Annotated in this window: 17 protein-coding genes, 1 tRNA gene and 1 pseudogene; 5 read left to right on the plus strand and 14 right to left on the minus strand. The window is 34.7% G+C overall.

Annotated features, from left to right (window positions below; all coding sequences use genetic code 11):
* Window positions 1–13 precede the first annotated feature (13 nt).
* The 5 genes from GIY83_RS23735 to GIY83_RS23755 form a co-directional block, all read right to left on the minus strand.
* On the minus strand, window positions 14–574 hold the full coding sequence (locus tag GIY83_RS23735; protein WP_208683819.1) for a DUF5683 domain-containing protein: 561 nt from the start codon (window positions 572–574) through the stop codon (window positions 14–16).
* Window positions 574–1,476, minus strand: a complete 903-nt coding sequence (locus tag GIY83_RS23740) for a ParB/RepB/Spo0J family partition protein (RefSeq protein ID WP_194616865.1) — start codon at window positions 1,474–1,476, stop codon at window positions 574–576. Before GIY83_RS23740 ends, GIY83_RS23735 begins: the two co-directional genes overlap by 1 nt.
* Before the next feature lie 5 nt (window positions 1,477–1,481).
* The gene (locus GIY83_RS23745; RefSeq protein ID WP_065450999.1) at window positions 1,482–2,249 is read right to left on the minus strand and encodes a ParA family protein; all 768 of its coding nucleotides are present in this window, start codon (window positions 2,247–2,249) and stop codon (window positions 1,482–1,484) included.
* 243 nt (window positions 2,250–2,492) lie between these two features.
* Complete coding sequence (locus GIY83_RS23750) at window positions 2,493–3,719, minus strand: hypothetical protein (RefSeq protein WP_208683821.1); 1,227 nt, start codon at window positions 3,717–3,719, stop codon at window positions 2,493–2,495.
* Window positions 3,706–6,228 (minus strand): DUF2339 domain-containing protein, encoded by a 2,523-nt coding sequence (locus tag GIY83_RS23755; RefSeq protein ID WP_208683823.1) that lies wholly within the window; start codon window positions 6,226–6,228, stop codon window positions 3,706–3,708. The genes GIY83_RS23750 and GIY83_RS23755 overlap by 14 nt, the downstream gene beginning before the upstream one ends.
* Window positions 6,229–6,545: 317 nt before the next feature.
* On the opposite strand from GIY83_RS23755, the gene GIY83_RS23760 reads away from it, so the two are divergent.
* The gene (locus GIY83_RS23760) at window positions 6,546–8,714 is read left to right on the plus strand and encodes a hypothetical protein (protein WP_208683825.1); all 2,169 of its coding nucleotides are present in this window, start codon (window positions 6,546–6,548) and stop codon (window positions 8,712–8,714) included.
* Between the two features lie 302 nt (window positions 8,715–9,016).
* Here the strand turns inward: GIY83_RS23760 and GIY83_RS23765 are convergent.
* Window positions 9,017–9,295 (minus strand): annotated as a pseudogene (locus GIY83_RS23765) (septal ring lytic transglycosylase RlpA family protein); the annotation flags it as partial.
* Window positions 9,296–9,635: 340 nt separating this feature from the next.
* Between GIY83_RS23765 and GIY83_RS23770 the strand changes: the two are divergent.
* Window positions 9,636–9,710: transfer RNA gene (locus GIY83_RS23770), tRNA-Pro, on the plus strand.
* Window positions 9,711–10,139: 429 nt separating this feature from the next.
* Window positions 10,140–11,087 (plus strand): thioredoxin-disulfide reductase, encoded by a 948-nt coding sequence (gene trxB, locus GIY83_RS23775; RefSeq protein WP_208683827.1) that lies wholly within the window; start codon window positions 10,140–10,142, stop codon window positions 11,085–11,087.
* Between the two features lie 224 nt (window positions 11,088–11,311).
* Here trxB and GIY83_RS23780 read toward each other — a convergent pair whose 3' ends face one another.
* The 5 genes from GIY83_RS23780 to GIY83_RS23800 all read right to left on the minus strand — a co-directional run bounded on the left by GIY83_RS23780 (window position 11,312) and on the right by GIY83_RS23800 (window position 15,672).
* On the minus strand, window positions 11,312–12,145 hold the full coding sequence (locus tag GIY83_RS23780) for a GIN domain-containing protein (protein ID WP_208683829.1): 834 nt from the start codon (window positions 12,143–12,145) through the stop codon (window positions 11,312–11,314).
* A gap of 85 nt (window positions 12,146–12,230) precedes the next feature.
* Window positions 12,231–12,965: a head GIN domain-containing protein gene (locus tag GIY83_RS23785; RefSeq protein ID WP_194616859.1), complete on the minus strand. Its 735-nt coding sequence runs from the start codon at window positions 12,963–12,965 to the stop codon at window positions 12,231–12,233.
* Between the two features lie 3 nt (window positions 12,966–12,968).
* Window positions 12,969–14,693 carry a PspC domain-containing protein gene (locus GIY83_RS23790; RefSeq protein ID WP_208683831.1) on the minus strand — a complete coding sequence of 575 codons (1,725 nt, stop codon included), beginning with the start codon at window positions 14,691–14,693 and terminating at the stop codon, window positions 12,969–12,971.
* 3 nt (window positions 14,694–14,696) lie between these two features.
* Window positions 14,697–15,029 carry a PadR family transcriptional regulator gene (locus GIY83_RS23795; protein ID WP_008464689.1) on the minus strand — a complete coding sequence of 111 codons (333 nt, stop codon included), beginning with the start codon at window positions 15,027–15,029 and terminating at the stop codon, window positions 14,697–14,699.
* Between the two features lie 163 nt (window positions 15,030–15,192).
* Window positions 15,193–15,672, minus strand: a complete 480-nt coding sequence (locus GIY83_RS23800) for a DUF4870 domain-containing protein (protein ID WP_229029165.1) — start codon at window positions 15,670–15,672, stop codon at window positions 15,193–15,195.
* Between the two features lie 232 nt (window positions 15,673–15,904).
* Here GIY83_RS23800 and GIY83_RS23805 point away from each other — a divergent pair, with 232 nt between their 5' ends.
* Together GIY83_RS23805 and GIY83_RS23810 are read left to right on the plus strand one after the other, a co-directional pair.
* Window positions 15,905–16,357, plus strand: a complete 453-nt coding sequence (locus GIY83_RS23805; RefSeq protein ID WP_208683833.1) for a DUF4442 domain-containing protein — start codon at window positions 15,905–15,907, stop codon at window positions 16,355–16,357.
* Between the two features lie 415 nt (window positions 16,358–16,772).
* Window positions 16,773–20,168 carry a polysaccharide deacetylase family protein gene (locus GIY83_RS23810; protein WP_208683835.1) on the plus strand — a complete coding sequence of 1,132 codons (3,396 nt, stop codon included), beginning with the start codon at window positions 16,773–16,775 and terminating at the stop codon, window positions 20,166–20,168.
* A gap of 234 nt (window positions 20,169–20,402) precedes the next feature.
* On the opposite strand, the gene GIY83_RS23815 is transcribed toward GIY83_RS23810, so the two are convergent.
* The 3 genes from GIY83_RS23815 to GIY83_RS23825 form a co-directional block, all read right to left on the minus strand.
* Window positions 20,403–20,561, minus strand: a complete 159-nt coding sequence (locus GIY83_RS23815; protein ID WP_194616855.1) for a hypothetical protein — start codon at window positions 20,559–20,561, stop codon at window positions 20,403–20,405.
* Between the two features lie 131 nt (window positions 20,562–20,692).
* On the minus strand, window positions 20,693–22,945 hold the full coding sequence (locus GIY83_RS23820; RefSeq protein ID WP_208683838.1) for a multicopper oxidase family protein: 2,253 nt from the start codon (window positions 22,943–22,945) through the stop codon (window positions 20,693–20,695).
* A gap of 9 nt (window positions 22,946–22,954) precedes the next feature.
* Complete coding sequence (locus GIY83_RS23825) at window positions 22,955–25,489, minus strand: heavy metal translocating P-type ATPase (RefSeq protein ID WP_208683840.1); 2,535 nt, start codon at window positions 25,487–25,489, stop codon at window positions 22,955–22,957.
* Window positions 25,490–25,651: the final 162 nt, after the last annotated feature.

The following is a 25,651-nucleotide window of genomic DNA, read 5'->3' on the forward strand; positions in this document are numbered from 1 at the left end:
TAACAGGAGTTATTTAAAAGTGGTAATTAAAAGTTAGTCCAACGTTTGGTCTGAAAGTAATGTCGTTAGGATAAACCTCCGGACGCATTGATAGTCTTTCGTTTACGTTGAATTGAATCAAAGCTGCGTCAACATTGGCGTCTATAATGTTTAGGGCGTAAAAAGCAACAATAAATAAAGCTGATAAATCCCTGTTTCGCTGATAGAATTTCTGACCTGCAACAAGTCGGCTTTCGTCCAGAAACTGGTATTTATCATCGTTGTAACCTTCTAATCTTCGTTTGTAGGCGTTACGATAATCGCGGTATTTGTTATTATTGTCAATATAAAAATATAAACTGGTACCAATTGCTCCGTAAACCAAAGGTATTTTCCAGTATTTTTTATTGTATGCCTGACCTAAACCGGGTAAGATTGCAGAGTAAAAAGCTGCTTTTGCTGGTGTAAGCGGATCTATTTCTTGTAACTTGCTAGTGTCTTTAACAACCAAAACCGTGTCTTTTTTTGCCTGGGCAAAAAGAGAAACGGTTCCTATGAGAAAGAACAATAGACTTATGGGGACAATCTTATTCACTATCCGTTTATTAATTTTATAATTCGATTAAAGTCGGCTTCAGAATTAAAAGGAATGGTGATTTTTCCTTTTCCGTTACCTGCGACTTTTACATCAACTTTCGCACCAAAATAATCGTTGAAAGTGTTTTTTTGTGTTTCTCTCACCACAAATGAAGAATCTGCTTTTGGTTTTCCTTCAACTTTTGGTTTTAAGCTTTCGTGGTAATTTTTTACTAAAGTCTCTGTTTCGCGAACAGATAAATTCTGGCTTACTATTTTTTGGTAGATATCAGTCTGAACATCTAAATCTTCAATATTGATGATTGCTCTACCGTGTCCCATACTGATAAAACCATCGCGAATACCGGTTTGAATAATCGGGTCCAGTTTTAAAAGACGTAAATAATTGGCAATTGTAGAACGTTTTTTTCCAACGCGCTCACTCATTTGTTCCTGTGTCAATTGAATTTCATCAATCAAACGTTGGTACGAAAGTGCGATCTCGATTGGATCTAAATCATGACGCTGGATATTCTCTACCAAAGCCATAACCAGTGACTCATTGTCGTTTGCAATACGAATGTATGCAGGAACATGTGTCAGGCCAACCAAAGTCGAAGCACGCAAACGGCGCTCTCCTGAAATTAACTGATATTTATTGAAGTCTAATTTTCGAACAGTAATAGGTTGAATCACGCCAAGTTCTTTAATAGAAGTGGCTAATTCGCGTAACGATTCTTCATTAAAATTGCTTCTAGGCTGAAATGGATTTATTTCGATAGCACTTATTTCAAGCTCAATGATGTTTCCAACAACCTTGTCAGCATTTTTATCTTCTACTGATGTAATGTCGTTTTCCGGATCTTTTAATAATGCTGATAATCCTCTTCCTAAGGCTTGTTTTTTAATTGCTTTTGTCATAAAAACTATTTACTGTTTTTCTTTATAATTTCTTGAGCTAAATGAATGTAATTTACTGCTCCTTTGCTTGTTGCGTCATAATTAATGATGCTTTCGCCAAAACTTGGAGCCTCGCTTAATTTTACATTTCGCTGAATAACGGTATCAAAAACCATATCGTTAAAGTGTTTTTGAACCTCTTCTACAACCTGATTGGATAAACGTAATCTTGAATCGTACATAGTAAGTAACAATCCTTCGATATCAAGATCCGGGTTGTGTATTTTTTGAATACTTTTTATGGTGTTCAGTAATTTTCCTAATCCTTCAAGTGCAAAATATTCGCATTGAATAGGGATAACAACTGAGTCAGCCGCTGTTAAAGCATTTAAGGTTAGTAAACCTAATGAAGGTGCGCAATCGATGATGATATAATCATATTCGTCTTTTACACTTTCTAATGCTTTTTTAAGCATGTACTCTCTGTTTTCTTTATCAACCAATTCGATTTCGATGGCAACAAGGTCAATGTGCGCAGGGATCACATCAACATTTACAGCTGAACATTTTATAATGGTTTCTTTGGGAGTGTTACTGTGTTCAAGTATTTGGTAGGTACCCATCTCAACAGATTCTACATCGATCCCAAGGCCAGATGTGGCATTTGCTTGAGGATCAGCGTCGATCAACAATACTTTCTTTTCTAAAACACCCAATGAGGCTGCAAGATTTACCGATGTAGTAGTCTTTCCAACGCCTCCTTTTTGATTAGCAATCGCAATGATTTTGCCCATTTATTTTCTGAATTTTGAACCGTAAAAATACAATTATTTATGGTTTCTGAAAATCTATTTTGTTAACATTTAAGAAACTTCGGTTAATCGTTGTATGGTGCGTGTTCTGAGGGATTTAATTTCTTATAGAATAAAAAAATAGTACCGAAAATTCGTTCTATTTCATTCTTGTTTTTAGTATAAAAGAACAATTTGTGGTTTAAATCTTAAAAAAGTATTTAAACCTTAAATCTGATTTTTATTTTAATTTTTTGTTTTTAAATCTTTTACTAAACTGGCTGTAAAAAATAAAATTGTAATACCGCCTAAAACAATACAAAGCCACATAAACCAGGATTTTTGCCAAAAAGACTGATTTGCTATTGGATTTTTTACCGCATTTTTTTGCTGAATATCGTAGAGGGTTGTTTGCGGTAAATTGCCGGCAATATTGTTTTTAAAATTTGAAAGATCATATTCCGGTTCTGCCAGGTTTTTGTTTCCTGTTTTTAGGATATAAGTTTCATTAGAATTTAAATCTGCAATAATAGAAATTGGTTTTTGATAGTATTTTATTTTTGAAATCGATAAGGGCTGATTATCGTGATTTTTGATTTTAATAAAGAACTCTTTTTCGAATATTTGAGGAAATATAAAGGTATTTGTAGCAGTTGAATTCAATTCAAAAGAAGTAATTTCTTCGTCGAATATTTGGGATTTCCTTTTTGTCTGGCGTTTTGTTTTCTTATAAAGAATAGCAGTTCGCTTGTAATAAGTAGGTTTTGAAATTTCGAATGAAATCTCATTAATAACCTGTGGCGCATCAAATAGAATGTGAATTTGAGTTTCTTTTCCTGAAGGAATTTCTGTTGTGACGGATTTCTTTGGAAAGATTTCCTGTAAAGCGCTTTTTTGTGATTGCGAGGTAAAATTTCCAACTTTCAGAACATTGATCGGAAGTGTTTTTCGGTCATCAAAATCTATCTTTAAATAATGATAAGTACTTAAAGGATAAGATATCGTTTTAACAACACTTGTTTCTGATGTACTGTTTAAATCATAAAGTGTTTGCGAGTCAGAGATTCCAAACCATTCTTTCTGGTTGTCACTTCCTGAAACAGAATATTTTTTTTCTACATCAGAATTAGCGATAAAGAGCGAAAGTTTATTATTGTGTTTGTTTGAAGGAATTGCAATAATAATCGAAGTACTCTTTTTAGGAATAGTTGTTTTTGAAACAATAGTATATTCTTCAAAAGTATTTGATGAAACATTTTTAGGGGTTTGAATAAAATACGGAACTTCATTTCCTTTAGCATCAAATAACCTAATGTCGCTCAAATCCTGTTTCGAAAAAGAACGAACCTCTGGTGATAAAATGATTTCATTAAAACCACTCTGACTAACTTTTTTTAGTTTCGCAGTAGTTTGATATTGCCCAAACGAGAGGTTTGCGACCAATAGCAATAAGATAAATTTATTTAGTTTCATTGGTTTCTTCAGGCTTGTTTTCGTCAATAACTAATACTTTGATTTTTTGATATACAAAAGAGATAATCAAAATTAAAATTCCTAAAAGGATGAACGATATGATTTTTCCGGTTTCGGAAATATTGCTTATGTCGTATAAAAATAGTTTTAAAATCGTTAGGCCCAATAAGGATAAAGCGATTATACGTAAAGATTTAAGTTGTTTTTTAATTCCTATTATCAAAAACACAAAAGCTAAAACTCCCCAAAGAATCGGAAATCCTGTTTTGATGATTTTAGTTCTGGCTAATCCAATATAATCTTCGGCAATAAAATCACGTAAATAAGGCAAATTCGATTTGTAACTCGCGTACATAGGACTTGTCTGTATGTCCTGAACGGTTACCGGAGAATTCATAAATATAAGACCATGAAGCATAACTTCTGAACTGGCAATGTAAATGACAAAAAAAGCAGCAACCCACATAAAGTATCGGCTTTTAAGAAAAGTAAAATCAACTTTTTTATAGATTTGAAACAATTGATAACCAAAATAAATCGTGATAATCAATGAAATGTAATGAAGGTAAAAAGCAATTGCTTTTCCGTTTCCTGAGCTAATAATGTCTTTATGTTCAAAAAAAGGATAATTTGAAAACCATAAAGCAAACAATACAATATTAGAAATCACAAGTAATAAAGCGCCCTGATATCCTGTTGCTGTTTTTCTTTTTATAAGATAAGAAGAAAACAAAGCAGAGAATAGCAAATGATACAAAATAGGTAATGCTATAGAACTGTAAATACTGTCGATGTAATGATTGGACTGATAAATAACTTCGAGCAAACCTGTGAAATAGGTAATCACAAAGCCAACTTCTAAAACGATTCTTTTATATTTTTCAGGATTAAAACTGATGTCGAAAATAGTTGAATTTTCGGTTTCATTTTTTAATAAATACCAAATCGCAAACAAAGAACCTGCAGCAAAAATGCACGTTATAAATATAGGATTTATAATAATATTTAAAGCTAAAGTACCATTGTAGTATTTGTTCCAGTCCATGATAAGGCTGAAAATCATTAGAATGTGAACTATTATAGAGCCAAATCGATAGCTTGTAACCTTGGATTTTTGAGATAACCACAATAACAAAACGGCTTCTGCTGCCCAAAATAAGGTGATATAATTCCCTTCGAACTGAATAGGAATTGCTAATGTTATAAAAGTCAGCGTTAAGCCAATAAGTAAATAAGCAGCTTTCTGGTCGAGATCGAATTTTTTGTATAAAAACCAGGCATAAATTAAATTCAGCAAGGCAAGAATCGTAGTAAATAAACCTTTTAATTCCGGATGATAATTAGTCAAAATCGCCATTCCGGCACCATAAAACAAAAAGGTATTGCTAGCCAGAATTGTGAGTTGGGTTTTAGAAAATTCCCCTTTAGATCGGATGTTGTTTACAAGGTTCATTAATATAAAAATGAAATAGAAAATAAATCCAAATACTAAGGCTCCTAAATAGTGAGGTTTGTCAGAACTTAAATCTCTGGTTAACCATGCGGCATATAATAAGACGGTAAATATATAGGCAAGTACATTAACCAGATTCCATTTTTTGTAATAAGCTATGCCTAAAATCCCGATATTTAAAATGATGATATAGGTAAAAAGCACCACGTAATTCCCCTCGCCGGTGCTGACCATAAACGGAACCGCAAATCCGCCAATTAGCGAAAGTACTGCTAATTCAATTCGGTCATAGGATAATGATATTAAAGCGCTAAATGCCGTAATAATTACCATGATACTAAAGGCAACCGTTTGATTGAATAAATGATAATCATGAAAAGCAATTCCTATTGTAAAATAGAATATCGCAATTGCCCCAGCAACAATTACAGAGCTAAAGGCGGCATAATTTTTACGTAGTTTATGAGCAATTCCCATCACTAGGGCGCCACATAAAACACCAATTCCAACACGGGCAGGTTCGTTGATCCAGTCTTTGTCTATAGCATATTTTACAAAATAACTAATTCCTAATACAAGAATCAAAACTCCAATTTTATTGATAAGGTTTTCACCGATGAATTTCTCTAAATCCGGATTTTTCTCCTTGAAATTTTCCCAAAAAGATTTTTTCGGTTCAACAGGAATAATTGGTTTTTGAACTGGTTTTGGTTCCAGAGGTCTCGATTCAATAGGTTTAGATGTATTATCAATATTGGAAGATAAAGCTATTTTTTCTAATTGCTCGTCTGAGATTTTTTCTTTGACAACTTCTGGTGGAGTAGGTTCAAAAATAGCCTTGTTCGACTGTTCAGGATCAATTTTGAATTCTTCTTTCTTTGCAACAGCAATTGGTGCAACAGGAATAATTTCAGCAGGTTTTTCAACTGTTTTTAAAACATCAATCTTCTTGCTAAGTCTATTAATGTCGTTTTCAAGACGGTCGAAACGGCCTTTGATTGTATTAAGGATGTAGATTAAAAAACAAAATAACGCAACTATAAGAAAACTTTCCATAAAGAACTAAGTATAATGTTATGATTGGTAAATATAATAACATTTTGATACGAAGGTGATTTTTTTAGTTCTTTTCGTGTTAAATGAAATATTTGTTTTTCTATAGAATTCACCTGATCCAAAACGCTCTATTTGTAATTACAACTCTGTTAGGTGTTCAGTCTTTAACTTTTAGCGCTGGTATTAAAGGAAAATTGAGCCTTTGTATAGTTTTTGATGAGAAAATCGGGACCAAATACGGACCTATAGGTTAAAGATTATGACTATTTTTCGAATCCTTAAAAACTATTATTACTATTAAACCAAAAAGATTATTTATGATTAAAAAGTTAATCTCAGTATTTACTGCATTTACAGTCATGCTGATGCTATGCAGTTTTGTAACGCTAAATTTATCTGATGAAAAAAATCAGGAGAATAAGACAGAAGGCAAGATTGTTTACAACAAAAAGAAACATAGTATAACCTTATCATGGCCGGCATTTGGCGCTTCAGGAAATTACGTAATTACAAGAGGAGGCAGTCACCTGGCATCAGATTTTGTTTCTGTTGGTTCGACTACCAAATTGACATTTACAGATAATAAACCAAATACTGATAAATACGAGAACTATTATAAAATTACCCGTAATGCTATAACCATAATAGTTTCGTTGGAGAACCAAATCTTTGGCAATAATATGTATTTCTATGATCGAAAATACGAAAAAGCAGAAACTGCGCGAAACGATATTAATTCGCAGTTTAGTGCTATTGGTCTTGGCGGATCAAATGGTGAGTGGACTACAAAGCGTCAGGCTTATTATTTTAAAGCAAATATTAAGGATCAGACTTACGATTCGGGCGGGTCGGGATCTGCATCATCTGCAACAGCGAATTCAATAGAATTAGGATTTTATTCCCACATAGGAGGTTTGGGTAAAGTGCCATCGGCTGTTAAATTGGGTGCTGTATTTACCAGACCTCACCTTTCAGGAGGAGCAAATGCTACCTGTACATTTTGGCGTTCTGTAGAAAATGTAGCAGTGATGCGTGATTTTGCCTGGACAGTTTCTCAATCAACCAGTGCAAGAAGAATGCTGATTGAAAGTACTTCGAAATATATTTCGGATATTGGAGATACCAATTTTTGGGGCAGTGGAGGTTTTATTGCTGATACGCATTATACATCATCCAGGCCAAACTGGGGAGGACAACAACAATGGTATACCAGAAATGCTGTTTTTCCGTCAGGTTCCGGAGCAATGGGAGGTTCATATAATATGGTTTGGCAAGGTTGCGTCAATCCCCCACAAGCAGATGATGCCAATTCACCGGTTCCTACTACACCTATTATCAGAGAAAAACCTTTTCTTTTTATAGATAACGATGGCGAGTACAAAGTATTTGTTCCGGCATGGCAAAAGGACAGAGTAGGAGTTTCATGGTCGTCAACAGATATGGGTAAAGGAAAAATTCAGGATTTGCTTACTAACTGGTATGTTGCCAAAGAAGGAGACACTGATGTAGAAATCAATAATGCGCTAAAAAATGGCAAAAATATATTTTTTGCACCAGGACATTACACATTGAATGCGCCTATTCAGGTAAATAGAAAAGATGCCATACTTCTGGGGGCCGGTATAGCATCGGTAACGCTGGAGCCTACTGAGAAAAATACCTGGGGATGTATCTATGCTGATGACAAGGACGGTATTATCATTGCAGGACTTCTTATGGATTCATTCAATAGTACAACGTATCAGGTTAGAATTGGTGACGAAGGAGCAAATGCAGATCATTCGGGAAATCCTATTTTGGTTACAGATATTACTTGTAGAGTAGGTGGAGTTCAGTCAAAAAATATTCAGATAGATGCTTCTATGCAAATAAATAGTAACAATGTGGTGGGTGATCATTTTTGGCTGTGGCGCGCCGACCATGGTTCGCAGCGTGGTGGTGATTTACGTTGGTTAAGAGATAGATGCAAAAACGGACTTATTGTTTCCGGTGATGATGTTACACTTTATGCTTTGTTTACAGAACATTATCAAGAATATGAAGTGCTTTGGTTAGGAGAACGCGGCAGAACTTATTTCTTTCAGAATGAACCACCATACGATGCGCCAAATCAGGCAAGTTGGAGTAGTCAGGGAGGACGAGTTGATGGTTATGCAGCATTCAAAGTTGCTAATACTGTAAAAGAACATCAAAGTATAGGAATGGGATCTTATGCCGTTTTTACAGGAACTGATGGTAAAGTGAATAAGAAAAATGGTTTTGAAGCTCCTAATAGCCCAAATGTGAAACTCGAAAAAATGTGTATTACTCGTTTTGCTGGTCCGGGTAATATTCAAAATGTTATCAATGGTATCGGCGGCAGTACAGCAACTGGTGTGAAACGTGTGACATTATACAATAATGGCGAAGGTACACAACCTTATGATGAAGAATTCGATTTGCCTAATAGTGAATCGTATCCTGCGTATATTACTATGGAGAAGTAAAAAGAAAGACTCATCAGAAACCTTTCAAACAAAACTCTGAAGGTCAATTGATCTTCAGAGTTTTTTTATTCCAATCTGGTAACATCCCAGTTTTCAATCAGGATGGCAAAACCTTAAAGAGGCATTTATCGCATTTGAGCATAGTCAATGGTTTCAACCGTTGGGTTCTAATACATTTATCACAATGTATTAGTAAGATACGTTTCCCATGGTTTAAACCACGGGCTATGATTCTCAATCAGGTGATAACTGTTCTGACTTTAATTTTAAAAAATATTTAGGACAGCTGTTAAAATAGGATCCTAGTTTTGTAAAATCTCAATTTTTACATTAATCGCTCCACTATTTTTGTTTGAGGCAATATCCATAAAAGCTTTTTTAGAAAGGTCAATTTCTCTGCCTTTAACAAAAGGACCTCTATCGGTAACTTCTATTATAACAGATTTTTTATTTAATACGTTTGTGATTTTTAGTTTTGTACCAAAAGGAAGCTTTTTATGCGCGGCAGTCAGTTTATTGTTGTCGAATTTTTTACCGCTTGCTGTTTTTATTCCGTTAAATTTATCATGATAATAAGAAGCATGTGCCTTTTCTGTATGCAATTTTAAATTTTCAATCTTGATGTTTCATCTTTGGATATTGGGCTCTCTTGTGCAACGGCTGTCACTGAGATAGTGAAAATATTATATAATAGTATTCTTTTCATTTTCTTGATTTTTTTTGCAAAAAAAGCTTAATCTAGACAACTAGGTTTATTGTAAAGGCCATACTTATGATATTAAAAGACATATTTATGTTGTTTGTATAAATTAGTAATTGACTCATTTGTTTCTAATTATAATTTGTTGTGAAATATTTTTGTTCTTATTTCTAAAATTGTTTTGGATAAGCAAAAAATAGTTATATATTTGCACCCGCTTACGGGGTGTAGCGTAGCCCGGTTATCGCGCCTGCTTTGGGAGCAGGAGGCCGCAGGTTCGAATCCTGCCACCCCGACAAAAGTCTTTTCATTTTTTGAAAAGGCTTTTTTTTTGCATGAAACGGAAATTCCAATATCAAAACTTCTGAAGAGAGAAAAAAAATTGCCACGGAGAACAGTAAGTTTTTTAAACATTCTAAATTCAGTAAAAACACAAAGGCCACAAAGCTTTGCGGACTTAGATTGTATAACACAACTCCAATCTCCGTGAACTCTGCGAATCCCGATAGCTATCGGGATTGCGATCTCTGCGGTAAAAAATAATTAGTGAACATAAACTTTTGATGTTTCTCTATAATATTTAGCACTGATACGTCACGAAGTATTTTTATTTCTACCGTATTCGCTATTCTCTATTTCAGAATAGCAAAAACTGATTAATTGAGTTCTTTATTCCAACAATAAAAACTTACTTTTGCACCATCAATTATTAATAGAATCATATTATGTCAGATACAATCGAAAAAATTAAATGCCTAATCATAGGTTCTGGTCCTGCAGGTTATACTGCTGCTATTTATGCTGCCAGAGCAAATATGAATCCAGTTTTATATCAAGGAATGCAGCCTGGTGGTCAGTTGACTACGACAAACGAAGTAGAAAATTTCCCAGGTTATGTTGATGGTGTTACAGGACCAGAAATGATGGTTCAATTACAAGAGCAAGCAAAACGTTTTGGATCTGATATCCGTGATGGTTGGGCTACAAAAGTTGATTTTTCAGGAGATATTCATAAAGTATGGATTAACGATTCAATCGAATTGCACTGTGAAACAGTTATTATTTCTACTGGAGCATCGGCTAAATATTTAGGATTACCATCAGAACAACATTATTTACAAATGGGTGGTGGAGTTTCTGCTTGTGCCGTTTGTGATGGTTTTTTCTATCGTAATCAGGAAGTTGTAATTGTGGGAGCTGGAGATTCTGCTTGTGAAGAAGCACATTACTTATCTAAACTTTGTAAAAAAGTAACAATGTTGGTAAGAAGCGAAAAATTCAGAGCTTCTAAAATCATGGAAGAACGCGTTCGCAAAACCGAAAATATAGAAATTTTACTAAACCACGATACTGTTGAGGTATTAGGAGATGGAAATGTTGTACACGGCATAAAAGCGTTGAATAAAACTACTGCTGAAGTTGTTGAAATTCCTGCAACAGGATTCTTCGTAGCTATTGGTCACAAACCAAATACAGATATTTTTAAAGATTACATCACACTTGATGAAACAGGTTACATCATCAATACTCCGGGAACATCTAATACAAATGTACCAGGTGTTTTTGTAGCTGGTGATGCTGCAGATCATGTATACCGTCAGGCAATTACTGCGGCTGGTACAGGATGTATGGCTGCATTAGATGCTGAAAGATATTTGGCGTCTAAAGAGTAAATTTAGTTTCAGGTTTTCCTTGTTTCAGGTTTCAAGTTGTTGGAGCGGGAAACTTTAGATCAAAAAATAATAATGTCCCATTCTTTTTTTAGAGTGGGACATTATTTTTATAATAAACTTTGCGACTTAGCGTCTTTGCAAGATTTTTTGATGACATAAAAAATGAATCTTAGCGAACCTTGCGGTAAATTTCAAGTTCCAACAACTTGAAACCTGAAACTTTTTTACTTTATCTTCTTCAATAATTTAGCTTCTTCAGAAAAACGAGTCAACGTGATAGCAGGACTTCCTAAAAGAGAAAGTTCAGCTTTGTCTCCAAGCGCTATTGAGGCTGTAGTTTCTACTAAAACACTTCCTGTTGCATAGTTTTCTGCAGTAATAGTAGCCTCTTTCAATGTAAATTTGGTTCCGGTAAAGATGGAATTATTATCTAAACGAATAGTTGCTTTTTCGGCAATTCCTTCAATGTTGGCAACTGCTTTTTGATATAAATCACATTTGAATTTTATAGCCGATACCAATGTTTTTATCGAGGAGTTTTTACTCAACTGTAAATTTGCATCCTCAGACTTTAAGTTCAATTCGGTTTTTGATTTATCATCAGCAAATAATGTAAACTTTTTAGAATTTACATTCAAAAATAATTTAGCATAATCAAAAGTATTAAACGTAATATCGTCTAACTGAAGTTCCTGAATGGCATAAACTATGGCATCATTTTTTGCTATTACAGTTTTTAAGGAACTGGTATAAGTCACGCGAACAATTAGCTTTTTAAAAATGGTACTTTCTTTAGAGGTATATAAACGAAGTACTTTTTCTCTTAAATCCATCCCGATAATATCATGTAAATTATCGTCGGCTTCAATTTTAATTTCGTTTTTTTCTCCTCTTTCAAGATAAACTTCCAGATTATCATCGGCTTCAATGCCATCAAATTCTCCTACTTCTTTTACTGAAGTGGTTACGATTTTAGATCCTTTTATTTTTTCTCTTCTTTGACCAAAAGTTAATGTCGTAACCAATAATAATAGGAGTAAGGCTGTATTTTTTTTCATTAATTCTAGATTTGATTTTCACAAATATAAAAAAATCATCCACTTTCGATGAATGATTTTTTTATATTTAACAGATAAATATCTTTTACCCCTGGCTAATACTTCCTCCTGAATTCGAAGTTTTCTCGATTGTTTTAGGAGTGTTGTTATAGTTAACACTTCCTCCGCTGTTTGCTTCAGCTTTCAATTTTACAATAGGGTGAACATTTACACTGGCTCCGCTTGAAGCTTCAGCATGAATATCATTGGCTAATAATTCACCTGCATTTACATTTGACCCGCTTGATGCCGAAGTATGGAATATTAATGCTTTTCCTTTTATGCTAATCGTACTTCCGCTTCCTGAATCAGCAGAGATATTATCAGATTCTACAGTCACATCTATAGTGGCTGCACTCGAAGTTTCTAAATCTAGATTTTCACCCTGAATTATTCCCTGGTTTGATACAGTTGAAGCACTTGAAGCTTCCAACTTGTCAATTTTAGGCATTTTTACCGTTACTTTTTTCTTTGTTATATTTCGAAAAGAATTGAATTTAGATTTAATGATCAAAGTTCCGTTCTCTACTTTGATAATAATGTCTTTCTGAAGATTATCATCCGCTTCAACAACAATTTCAGTCGAATCAGATTGTATAACCACTAAGTCAATTGCATTGCTTACATCTATTTTTGTAAAATCTCCCTGAACAATTCTTTTTTCAGTAGTCACATTTCCGCTTCCTTCAATTGTATTCACGTTAAAGTTACATGAGGCAAACAATAGTGCTGTAACAGTCGCAACTATAAATTTCGTAATATGAATGATTATTTTTATCATGGCTTAGTTAATTTTGATTATAACTCCGTTTTTGTCAGTGGTTAATCTGCCGTTAGTTTTTTTTCCGTTTAAAATTTCTTTTCCATTAATTTTAACCGAAACCTCATTTACTGTGTCATTGTCAGTCTGAGTTTCTTCTTCGTTTATATCATTATAGTCATTCTCTTCAGATGGACAATTCAAACATTTAATTTTAGAACCTTCTACTTTATAGTTATAGTTACCGCTAAAGTGTAAGTTGAAAAAATCATTTTCAGAATCATCATAGTCCTGAACAGAAGCATCTGGCTTGAATAATTGACCTTCAGGCAAGTACAAATATACATCAACTTCCTGACCTCTAAATTTGTTTTTTACATCAGTAAGAAAATAATTATCTAAAACTAAATGATTCCCGTTGATCTGAAATTTGTAATTGATTTTCTCTGCTCTTTGTTTTGCCGAGATAAATGAATTTCCTCTGGCACTTTTTTCGATCTGAATATAAGGAGCAGCTTCATCCGTTCGCAAAACATGTAAACGAACATCATTTGAATATAATAATTGATTGTTTGCTGAATCCTGAACAAATTCAAATTCGCTGTGATGATTTAGATCTTTTGCATAATAATCATTGTATCTAAATTTTACAAACAAAGTATCTTTTGTCGTGATGTTAAGCACTTTTTTCTCTACTGTTTTATTATCGTATGAAATTTCAGTAGCTTGTTTAATTCCTATGCTAATTGCGATTGCAACTGCAATAATCCAAATGGCTAACAAAGTATATTTTACAATATTTCCAATAGATTTTAAGTTTGGAGATAACAATTTGAAACCTAAAAGTGTCAAAAAGAAAAACGGAATTCCAACAGCAAAGAACATCAATAAACCAAATGACCAGATAGGGTAATCTGTAAAGTTTCCTGCTTCAACAAAGTTTTGCCAAGGAAAATCGATAAAGATGTTTGTGCCTAAGGTAAAAACCCCAATCAATAACATGATCAAAACACTAATTCCTGACAGGATCAAAATTACGCCCAAAAACTTTGCGAAGATTTTAAAAACCGTCATAATAAAGTCTCCAAATGAACTACTTATTCTCTCAGCTCCCGACTTTACCTGGTTTCCCATTTTGTCATAATCTGCACTTTTAAACTTATCAGACAATGATTCAATTTCCTCACGAACCTTTTTCTCTATGTTCGAAATCGTAACCGGTTCACCCGTCATTTCCAATTTTTCAGATGTTGTAACCGCTTCCGGAGTTACAATCCAAAGAACGAAATAAGCCAAAATCCCTGTTCCAAAACCTGCAAAAACAAATATCAAGAATATGATTTTGATCCAAACAGCGTCAATTCCAAAATAGTGACCCAAACCAGTTGCTACACCACCAATCATACCTTTTTCTTTATCGCGGTATAATTTTTTATGTTTTCTTGCTCCGTAGTCATTAAAGGATTGGTTCGATTTTTCTTCGTCCTCCAGGATATAGTCTTCCGGTTGTCCCATCACTACAATCACTTCATCAACGTCTTTCAGTCCTACAACATGCTTGTCGCTTTTTTGTTTCTCTATTAATAATTCAGAAACACGCATTTCGATGTCTTTAATAATTTCATCCTGTCCAGATGAGTTGTTCAATGATCGTTTTATAGCGTCAAAATAGCGTGTCAATTTTAAATATGCGTCTTCATCGATGTGAAAAACCATACCGCCTAAGTTAATATTTACTGTTTTGTTCATGACTTATTGATTTTGATTGGTGATTAGATTTACGGCGTCAGACAATTCTGTCCATGTTCCGCTAAGTTCGTTTAAAAATGTTTGTCCTATTTCGGTTAATCCATAATATTTTCGTGGTGGTCCTGAAGTCGATTCTTCCCAGCGATAATTAAGCAAACCGTCGTTTTTCAGCCTCGTTAGAAGTGGGTAAACTGTTCCCTCAACAACTAGTAATTTTGCGTTTTTTAAAGTGTCTAATATTTCTGATGTGTATGCGTCTTTTTCTTTTAGAACCGATAAGATGCAAAACTCAAGAACACCTTTGCGCATCTGTGCTTTTGTGTTTTCAATGTTCATAATTTCATTTTGTTTTTTTTAGATTGAACAATTCGTTTTTTGATTGATGATGATTGATTGATGATGATTGATTGCGAAACAATTCGTGTTGATTGCTTGTAAAGTTTCGACTATAACTTTTAATTTTTTATGTCAGGCTGAGCGAAATGGAAGCCCTTTTTTATTACTTGATAAAAGGAATCGTAAGCGGATATTTGTATAATTCTCCGTTTGAAGTTTTTATTGAAGCGTAAATCACTAAAAAGAATTCAACAAATTTTAACAATCCAAAAAGTAAAACTGCTGTTGCTCCAATACTTAAAATTCCAATATTTCCGTCGATGTTTAGATTTCTGATGATTAAATCTTCATCGTTAAAAACCGTATTGATTGGTAGGTTTTTTAAAAGCACGAATGCAAAAATCGGAATGGCAATTAAAGCTAAAATCAAAGTATAAAGCAAAAGACTCAATTGAAAATTTAAGGTTTGTTTTCCATTAAAATTTACAAATTCTGATTTGTCTTTGTAACTCGTCCAGATCAATATTGGGAAAATGTAATTTCCAAACGGAATGATATATTGACTTAAAGTACTTAGATGTGTGAACGTTGCGACGTTTCTTTCTGTTGTTGTTCCCATGATGAGTGGTGTTGTTGTTTCCATGATTAAAAGTATATAGTATTTTCTTATGCAAATATATGTCTAAAAGACAGTATCTTGTTTTGCATAGTACCAAATATTAACAAAATTTTAACAAATATGAAATTTTAAAATTGCTTATAATGCATTGAAAACCATTCAAAAGACTTGATTTTGTTGGTTTTTTAGGAAAGTAATTGCGATTTATTGTGCGTGCATAGTTTTTTTGTATTTTTACATAAAAAAATAAAATACCATGGCAATATCAGTTTCTAAACTCAATAAATTTGTGTTATTCAAATTACCATCAGCATACTTTTGTGGTGTGCGCGTAAAGGCAATCGATGAAGATAGATGTGTGGTAAGCGTAAAACACAGATGGATCAATCAAAATCCTTTTAACTCCATGTATTTTGCAGTTCAGGCAATGGCAGCAGAGCTAACAACAGGAGCATTAGTAATCTCGCAAATTCAGCAAAGCGGAAAAAAAATCTCAATGCTGGTCGCCAATAATAAAGGAAACTTCACTAAAAAAGCAACAGGAAGAATAACTTTCGTTTGCAACGACGGACATTTAATTGCTGAAGCCATCAAAAAAACCATCGAAACAGGCGAGGGTCAAACCTTCTGGATGAAATCTATAGGAACAAATGAAGAAGGAGTTCAGGTTTCAGAAATGGATTTTGAATGGAGTGTAAGAATTAAATAACTTTTAAGTTTTTGCCACAAATTTCAATAATCTCCACGAATTATTTGTGCAAATTTAATCAGCAATTTAGATTTTAAATTAGTGTAAATTTGTGAAATTGCTTCGCCGGTTCGCTATCACTAGGTTCGTGGCGAAAAAAAAACATATAGAAAGACCTCAAAACATTGAGGTCTTTTTTTTATATACCAATTTGTGAATCAATGCGTTTTCTCGTTTTATTTTGTATTTTTATTACACAATTCCTATTACATCAAAATGCAGTTTATTAATTTGAACTTCATTTAGTAATAATAGTTTTACATTCAAATTAAGCTTTATTTACATCATTTCAGATAAATAGAATTTACCAGACCATAAAAAGTCAGTAAGTTTTCAATTTATCTTTTTAAGTATTTGCCTCAAAAAGTAAAAGTATATGGATGATAAAAAACAAATATTCCAGACCACAACTCAAAAACGCTGGAAAACTTTTCAATGGTCGACCCGACTTATTTTGTTTCTTCTTATTTTAATGATTCCTATTTTCTTCATTACCCTAAAAAGAGGATTAAAACCGCCTTTACCGCTTTTGGCAAATAGCAGTCAGGTGGGGCATAGTCTCGAAAATCCTATTACACCAAAAGATTTAAGCGCAAAAGAACTCAAAAAGTTTAAAGGATTTGATTATTTCTTAAGAGCAAAAACAAAGATTGATAAACTAAAAAATCAGCCTATTGATTCGAAAACAGCTTCAGAAATCAGAGCTGCTTTTTATGTCGATTGGGATCCGCAGAGTTTGTTTTCGCTCCAAAAAAACATTCATAAACTCAATATGGTAGTCCCGGAATGGTTTTTTATTGATCCAAAAACCGATTTACTACGCACAGAAATTGATACTGCGGCCTTAAAAGTAATGAAAAAGGGAAAAGTAAAAATCCTTCCTTTAATCAATAATATCAACGAATCTTTAGGCGAAGGCGATTTTGACGGCGATCTTGTTCACCGTATTCTTCATGATACCAATAAAAGAGAACGACTCATTAATGATATTGTAAAAGCATTAAAAAAATATGATTTACAAGGAATCAATATTGATTTCGAAGAATTTAAAGAAAAAGGCGACGAACCCATAATTGCTTTTCAAAAAGCATTGTATGAAAAACTGCATCCGCTGGGTTATCTCGTTACGCAGGATATCATGGCAGGAGATGACGATTTTAATGTAAAAGCATTGGCACAATACAATGACTATATGTTTCTTATGGCTTATGATGAGCATTATGCCGGCAGTGTTCCCGGAGATGTAAGCAGTCAGAAATGGATAGAAAGAATAGTAGATAAAACGGCAAAAGAAATTCCGTCAGATAAAATTATCCTTTGTTTTGCCGGTTATGGTTACGATTGGCAGGAAAAGCAGGAAGGAGAAACCATTACCTACGATCAGGCAATTGCAATTGCAAAACAGCATAATGCCGTAATTAAATTTGACAATACCAGTTATAACAACTCTTTTAATTATACAGACAGCAATGGTAAAAAACATGAGGTTAATTTTGAAGATGCCGCAACTAATTTTAATACCATTAGGTTTAGCGACGAATATGGTTTGGCAGGAACTGCCTTATGGCGTTTAGGAAGCGAAGATCAGCGTTTGTGGAGTTATTATCAGCGAAGTTTAACAAACGAAAGCATCAGGAAAAAAACTTTTGATTTTAAGGTAATGAAACGCGTCAATACACGAATCGAAAGTCCCGCTTATATTGGTGACGGCGAAATATTAAATGTTATTGCGGATCCCCAGCCAGGAAAAATTGAATTGGAAATCGATAAGGATGAAGACATTATTACGGAACAGAAATATGTAGAATTACCAACGAAATATGTAATTAGTAAATTTGGTAATGTACACAAACAAGTCATTCTTACTTTTGATGATGGGCCAGATCCGACTTATACGCCTCAGGTTTTAGATATTTTAAAGAGAGAAAAAGTACCCGCTGTTTTTTTTGTGATTGGTATTCAGGGAGAAAATAATATTCCGTTGCTGCAAAGAATTTATAACGAAGGCCACGAAATAGGCAACCATACTTTTACACATCCAAACATTGCTTTGGTAAGTCCGGAAAGAGCGGCGAAAGAAATGGAAACCACAAGATTATTAATAGAAGCCGTTACCGGAAAAAGTACAGTGCTTTTTCGAGCGCCTTATAATGCAGACGCTGAACCAACAACTGAAGCCGAACTAAAACCTATTGCTTTAAGTAAAGCACAAAATTATTATACGGTTGGAGAAAGTATCGACCCAAATGATTGGGAAAAAGGCGTAAGTGCCGATTCTGTTTATAGCAGGGTTATATCGCAATATGAGACAAATCCCGATAAAGGAATTATTTTGCTCCACGATGCGGGCGGAAACAGAGAGGCAACCGTAACAGCGCTGCCCCGAATTATTAAATATTTTAAAGACAGACATATTCAGTTTACTACGGTTGCACATTTGCTTGGTAAAACCAAAGACGAGATTATGCCAAAAGCCCAAGGTCCGTTTATTACAGTCGACAACTTAATTTTTGATTTCGGATATTGGTTTGGGCATTTTATTACAGCCACATTTTGGGTTGCTATCTTCCTTGGATTTTTGAGAATTGCATTAATGGCGATAATGGCTTTAATAAAAAAATGGAAAGACCATAAATATCCCCCTGTTTATAAAACCTCTATTAAGTCACTTCCAAAAGTGAGCATTATTGTTCCGGCTTATAATGAAGAAATAAACGCAGTAAAAACAATCGAAAATTTACTGGGTCAGGATTATCCGGATTTTGATATCGTTTTTGTAGATGATGGATCTAAGGATAAAACTTTTGCCATGATCAATGAAGCTTTTGCCAACAATCCGAAAGTAAAAGTGAATACAAAACCAAACGGAGGAAAAGCATCGGCATTAAATTACGGAATTGCTTTAACGGAAAGTGATTATGTGGTTTGCATCGATGCTGATACACAACTTAGAACCAATGCCATTTCGCAATTGATGAAAGGTTTTACCATTCAATTAAAAAACAATGAAGAAATTGGCGCCATTGCCGGAAATGTAAAAGTCGGAAATGAAAATACTATGCTTACCAAATGGCAGAGCATTGAATACACAACCGCACAGAATTTTGACCGTAGGGCTTTTGATTTAATAAACGGAATTACGGTTGTTCCCGGTGCAATTGGTGCATTTAGGAAAACAGCAATAGAAAAAGCAGGTGGTTTTACAACCGATACACTTGCAGAAGACTGCGATTTAACTATTCGTATTTTAAGAAATGACTATCGTATTATAAATTGCATTGAAGCTGTAGCAGTAACAGAAGCTCCCGAAAGTTTAAAAGAGTTTATGAAACAGCGTTTTCGCTGGAGTTATGGTATTATGCAGGCTTTTTGGAAAAACAGAGACGCCTGTTTTAACCCAAGATATAAAGGTTTAGGAATGGTTGCTTTGCCCAACATTCTTCTCTTTCAAATCGTGTTGCCCATCTTTGCGCCTCTTGCGGATTTAGTTCTTATTGTAAGTTTGATCTGGAATCATAACGATCCGGATAGTCTGCATAAAATATTGGTTTACTATATCGCTTTTATGGTAGTAGATATGCTAGTTAGCGTTATTGCTTTTATTTTCGAAAAAGAAAAACTGACTAAATTAATATGGTTAATTCCACAACGATTTGTTTACAGACAATTGATGTACGTAATTCTCTTTAGAGCACTTAAGAGAGCCATAAAAGGCGAAAGTCAAAGCTGGGGAGTTCTCACCAGAACAGGAAATGTGGCAACCGTAAAATAGTTTTTTAGTTTTTTTGCCACAGATTAAAAGATTAAAAGGATTTCTTTGCGAAGAACTTTGTCAAAGTTGATAACGAGTTTTTTTTGCCACGAATTTCACTAATTAACACGAATTAATTTGTGCAAATAGGAGCGTGTTTTAAATTAGTGTCAATTCGTGAAATTCGTGGCGAAAAAAAACATAAAAAAAGGCTTCGAACATATTCGAAGCCTTTTTGGTAAAATGATGCTGCAATTATTTTTTAGAGCAACATTTTTTGTCTTTTGCGTCACCTGATTTTTTAGAACAGGATTCTTTTTTCGCTTTTTCTTTTTTAGGAGCTGGTTTTGCGTCTTGCGCTTGTAATCCAATTGTAAATAAAGCGATGGCTAAAACGGTAAATAATTTTTTCATTTTTAATATAATTTAGTTGTTAGATATTATTCTTTTTTTGATAAACGATTGTTTTTCAAATATAATACGATTTGGTTTTCGAAATTGTCAACGATAAGTTAATGGAGGTCAATGCAATATTAAAATTATTGTTAATAATTCAGATTCAGTCCAAAACCAATTCCCATATCGCTGTCGTAGTGTGTCGTGATCCCAAAGTTTCTTCCGGCAATATATTTTAAACCCGCCATGTATTCTTTATCCGTATTCCACATCAAATTCATTCGCAAACGTCTCGAAATCGGAATGTCTTTTCGTTCAAATTGAATCCTCACATTTCCATCGGTATACATTTCAACCTGAGCTTTTACGAGCATGGGCAGAGTGTATTCAGCTCCAATACTGAAAACCGAACGATTGTCTTTGGTATTTTTTTGTCCGAACATATTTTGTTCCTGTTCGTCCATTCCCATTTTTCTATAACGCCAGTCAAAACCTATAAAAGGCATAAACCATTGCATTTTACCAATATATCTACCAATATGAGTTTCGGTTTCATAACCGTGTTCATTGTTATAACCCAATCTCCATTCGGTTCCAATGCTCCAACGGGTGTTGCTGTACATCGCTTCACCATCATTTCCGTTTGATGCAAAATCATTTTCTGCCATAAAATGAAACATACGATCGTCCATTTTTAGCATTTTGTACGCCATTTTCGGATCATGAATCAACGGATTCGGAGCTGAATTTTCATAACTAAAAATACGTCCCATTCCCGCCATCATATGATATAAGATATGACAGTGGAAAAACCAATCGCCATCGGCATTTGCCTGGAATTCGATGATATCGGTTTCCATTGGCATAATATCAATTACGTTTTTTAGCGGAGAATAATCGCCATGCTCGTTTATAATCCTGAAATCATGTCCGTGTAAATGCATTGGGTGGCGCATCATCGATCCGTTGTACAAAACAATACGAACGTTTTCTCCTTTTTTAATTAAGATTTTATCCGTTTCAGAAATCACTTTATTGTCTAAACTCCAGACATAACGGTTCATATTTCCGGACAATTCAAAACGTAATTCTTTTACCGGAGCATCTTTTGGCAATGTTGTTTTGGTTGGAGATTTTAGCATTCCATAATTCAAAGTCGTAATCTCGGCAACTTCTGTAGTATCGCTCGAGATTTTCATGTCATCTATTTTCATACCTTCCATATTATGTATCGAATGATCTTCAGGTTTTACAGATGCATCTTCACCAGAAATTTCAGGATACATTACGGCATTCATATCCATTTTATTGAGAGACATTTTCATCCCCATATCATTCATTTCTCCGTTCATCTTCATCATGTCGTTCATCATTTTCATCCCTTCAAAATATTTTAATTTCGGAAGATGAGAAACAGACTGTTTGGTTCCTTCACCTAAAAACAAAGAAGCAGATCCGGTTCTGTCTTCGGCTGTAGCCAAAAAAGCAAAAGATTTTTTATCTTCAGGAATCGTAACCACCACATCATAAGTTTCAGAAACGGCAATAATCAAACGGTCGACTTCTACAGGTTCAACGTCGTTTCCATCGCTGGCCACAACCGTTATTTTTCCGCCGCCATACGTCAGCCAGAAATAACTCGAAGCGCCTCCGTTGGCAATTCGCAATCTAACTTTATCACCTGCTTTAAACTGCGAAAGCTGATCTTCATTTTTTCCGTTAATAAGGAACTTTTCGTAATAAACATCACTCACGTCCATGGCATTCATACGTTTCCATTCGTTGGTGACTTTGGTCGAAAACTGACCTTTTTTAATTGCCTCGGCATAACTTTGAGTTGTGCCTTTTTTTATGGCAAACCAATCATTCGCATTATGAAGCATTCGCTGCACGTTCTCTGGTTTTAGATCGGTCCATTCGCTTAAAATAACGGGAACGGTTGGTAAATCGTCGATTCCTTTTCTAAAAGTCGAATCGTCTTTCTTTTTATTAATGATGAAAAGTCCGTATAAACCAATTTGTTCCTGTAATCCCGAATGGCTATGATACCAATAGGTTCCGTTTTGGATAATTGGGAAAGTATATTTGTGCGTTGTTCCCGGTTTAATGGGCATTTGCGTTAAATACGGAACACCATCTTCTTTATTTGGCAGAAATAGACCGTGCCAATGCAGTGCAGTATTTTCTTTTTTTAAATCGTTATGTACATAAATTTCGGCAATATCACCTTCGGTAAAAGTTAATGTTGGCATCGGAATTTGTCCGTTAACCGCAATAGCGCGTTTTTCTTTTTCGGAAAAATTGACAATTGTGTCCCGAACGTGTAAATCATAGCGAACTACTTTTTGGGCTTTTGCGCTAAAGGCAATCAAAAAAACAATTAAAATAGTATGTAGTTTCATGTTGGTTTTTTAAAGGTTGAGGTTTCGCAATCGCAAAGCATTTACAATTACCGAAACCGAACTTAAGCTCATAGCCAGCGCGGCTAACATTGGCGAAAGCAGAATCCCGAAGACAGGATATAAAATTCCCGCCGCAATTGGTACGCCCAAAACATTGTATATAAAGGCGAAGAATAAATTCTGTTTGATGTTTTTCATCACCGAATAACTTAGTTTTTTAGCCTTTACAATTCCGTTTAAATCTCCTTTTACAAGCGTTATTTTAGCACTTTCGATGGCAACATCTGTTCCGGTTCCCATTGCGATTCCAATATCTGCTTTGGCCAAAGCCGGAGCATCGTTGATTCCGTCACCGGCCATCGCCACCACTTTTCCTTCGGCTTGCAAACGTTCAATTTCTCTCAGTTTATCTTCTGGAAGACAATCGGCTTTAAAAGAACTTAAATGAAGCTGATCTGCCACCGCTTTGGCTGTATTTTTATTATCTCCGGTAAGCATAATAACTTCAACGCCCTGATCGATCAAATCTTTGATCGCTTTGGCACTGTTTACTTTTATGGCATCTGTAATGGCTACGTAACCAGCAATAATATTGTTTACCGCGATGTATGAAACCGTTTTTCCCAGATTTTGTTCGGCTGTAATTTTGCTTTCAAAATCATCAGAAACAGAAGCGTTTATCTGTTCCATTAGTTTTTTGTTTCCTAATGCAATTTTTGAGTTATTAACGGTTCCTAATACCCCTTTTCCGGCAACGGCTTCAAAATCCGGAACTTCCAATAATTGCTGATTTTTGGCTTTTGCAAATTTAACAACGGCTTGCGCCAAAGGATGTTCGCTGTGCTGATTTAGTGAAGCAATGTTTTGCAAAAGAATGTCTTTGTTATTATCGATCGCATAAATTTTCTCTACTGTTGGTTTTCCTTCTGTAATCGTTCCGGTTTTATCTGTAATCAGAACATCAATTTTATTCATGTTTTCGAGCGCTTCGGCATTTTTGATTAAAATTCCGTGTTGAGCACCTTTTCCAACGCCCACCATAACCGACATTGGAGTCGCCAATCCTAAAGCACAAGGACAGGCAATAATTAAAACGGCAATCGCATTAATTAATCCGTAGATATAAGAAGGTTCCGGACCAAATTTTGCCCAGAGGATAAAGGTCAATATAGAAATGGCAACAACGGTTGGAACAAAATATTTCGCAACGCGGTCTGCCAGTTTTTGAATTGGCGCTCTCGAACGACTTGCATCGTTTACCATTTGAATAATCTGAGAAAGCAAAGTTTCTGAACCTACTTTTTCGGCTATCATCACAAATGATTTGTTTCCGTTTATAGTTCCTGAAATTACAGTATCTCCCGTTTTTTTATCAACAGGAATAGGTTCTCCGGTAATCATCGCTTCGTCGATACTGCTTTCCCCGGAAGTTATTTTTCCGTCAACCGGAATTTTCTCTCCCGGTTTTACACGAAGTAAATCTCCTTTTTTAATATCGTGAATAGAGATGGTTCTATCCGTTCGGTTTTCTACTAAAGTAGCTTCGGTGGGCGCTAATTTTAGTAATGCTTTAATCGCGCCGTTGGTTTGTCCGTGCGCTTTGGCTTCTAATAGTTGTCCTAATAAAACCAAAGTTATAATAACGCTTGCGGCTTCAAAATAAAGATGAATGGTTCCGTGATGTGATTTGAATTCGGATGGAAAAAGATCCGGGAAAAACATTCCCGCAACGCTAAATAGAAACGCAACGCTCGTTCCAATTCCAATTAAGGTAAACATATTTAAATTCCAGGTAATAATCGATTTATAGGCACGAACAAAAAACATCCATCCCGCATAAAACAAAACCGGAACTGAAAATAAAAACTGAACCCAGTTCCATTTTTCAATCGACATAATTTTAAAAAGTGGATTATTCGGAATCATTTCTGACATTGAAATAATAAAGATTGGAAGCGTAAACAATGTCGCAATCTTCATTTTCCTTAATAAGTCAGTATACGTTTTGTTTTCTTCAGATTCAGATGCCTGCATGGCCACTAAATCCATCCCACAGATTGGGCAGTCGCCCGGCTGATTCGAAATAACTTCCGGATGCATTGGGCAGGTAAATTGTGTACCAATGGCAATTTGAGCAACCAAATCCATGCCACAAACCGGACAGTCTCCGGGTTTATTATAGGTTTTATCGCCTTCGCAATGCATAGGGCAGTAAAAAACTCCGGTTGCATTAGGAGGAATTGCAGTTTTTTCTTTTTTATGGGAATCTGAAGAGTGATCTTCTTTTTTATGAACTGAACAACATGATTTTACAGCGGGTTCTGTACCATGAGTTGGAGACTTCATTTCAATAGTATACTTTCCCGCAGCTGATAAAACTTCCTGAAATTTTTCAGTTACAATATGTTTTTCCATTGTTATGGTGGCTACTGGCGGATCTAATGTTACTTCGGCCTGAATTCCTTCAACTTCATTTAGCGTTTTCTCGACTTTAGTACGGCATCCATTGCATGACATTCCTGAAATTATATATTGATGAGTCATTGTTCTTTTTGTTTTTAAGGTATTACAATGCAAATTTCCGAAGTAAGTTTTACAACGGTTTGTATAATTTTGAGAATGATTTGTAATATTATTTAACCGCAAAAAGCGCTAATAATTTTGGCTCTTCTGGGTTTTGTAATAATCTCGCAAAGTCGCAGAGTC

This window comes from Flavobacterium sp. SLB02 (genome assembly GCF_009664855.1).
GTDB lineage: Bacteria > Bacteroidota > Bacteroidia > Flavobacteriales > Flavobacteriaceae > Flavobacterium.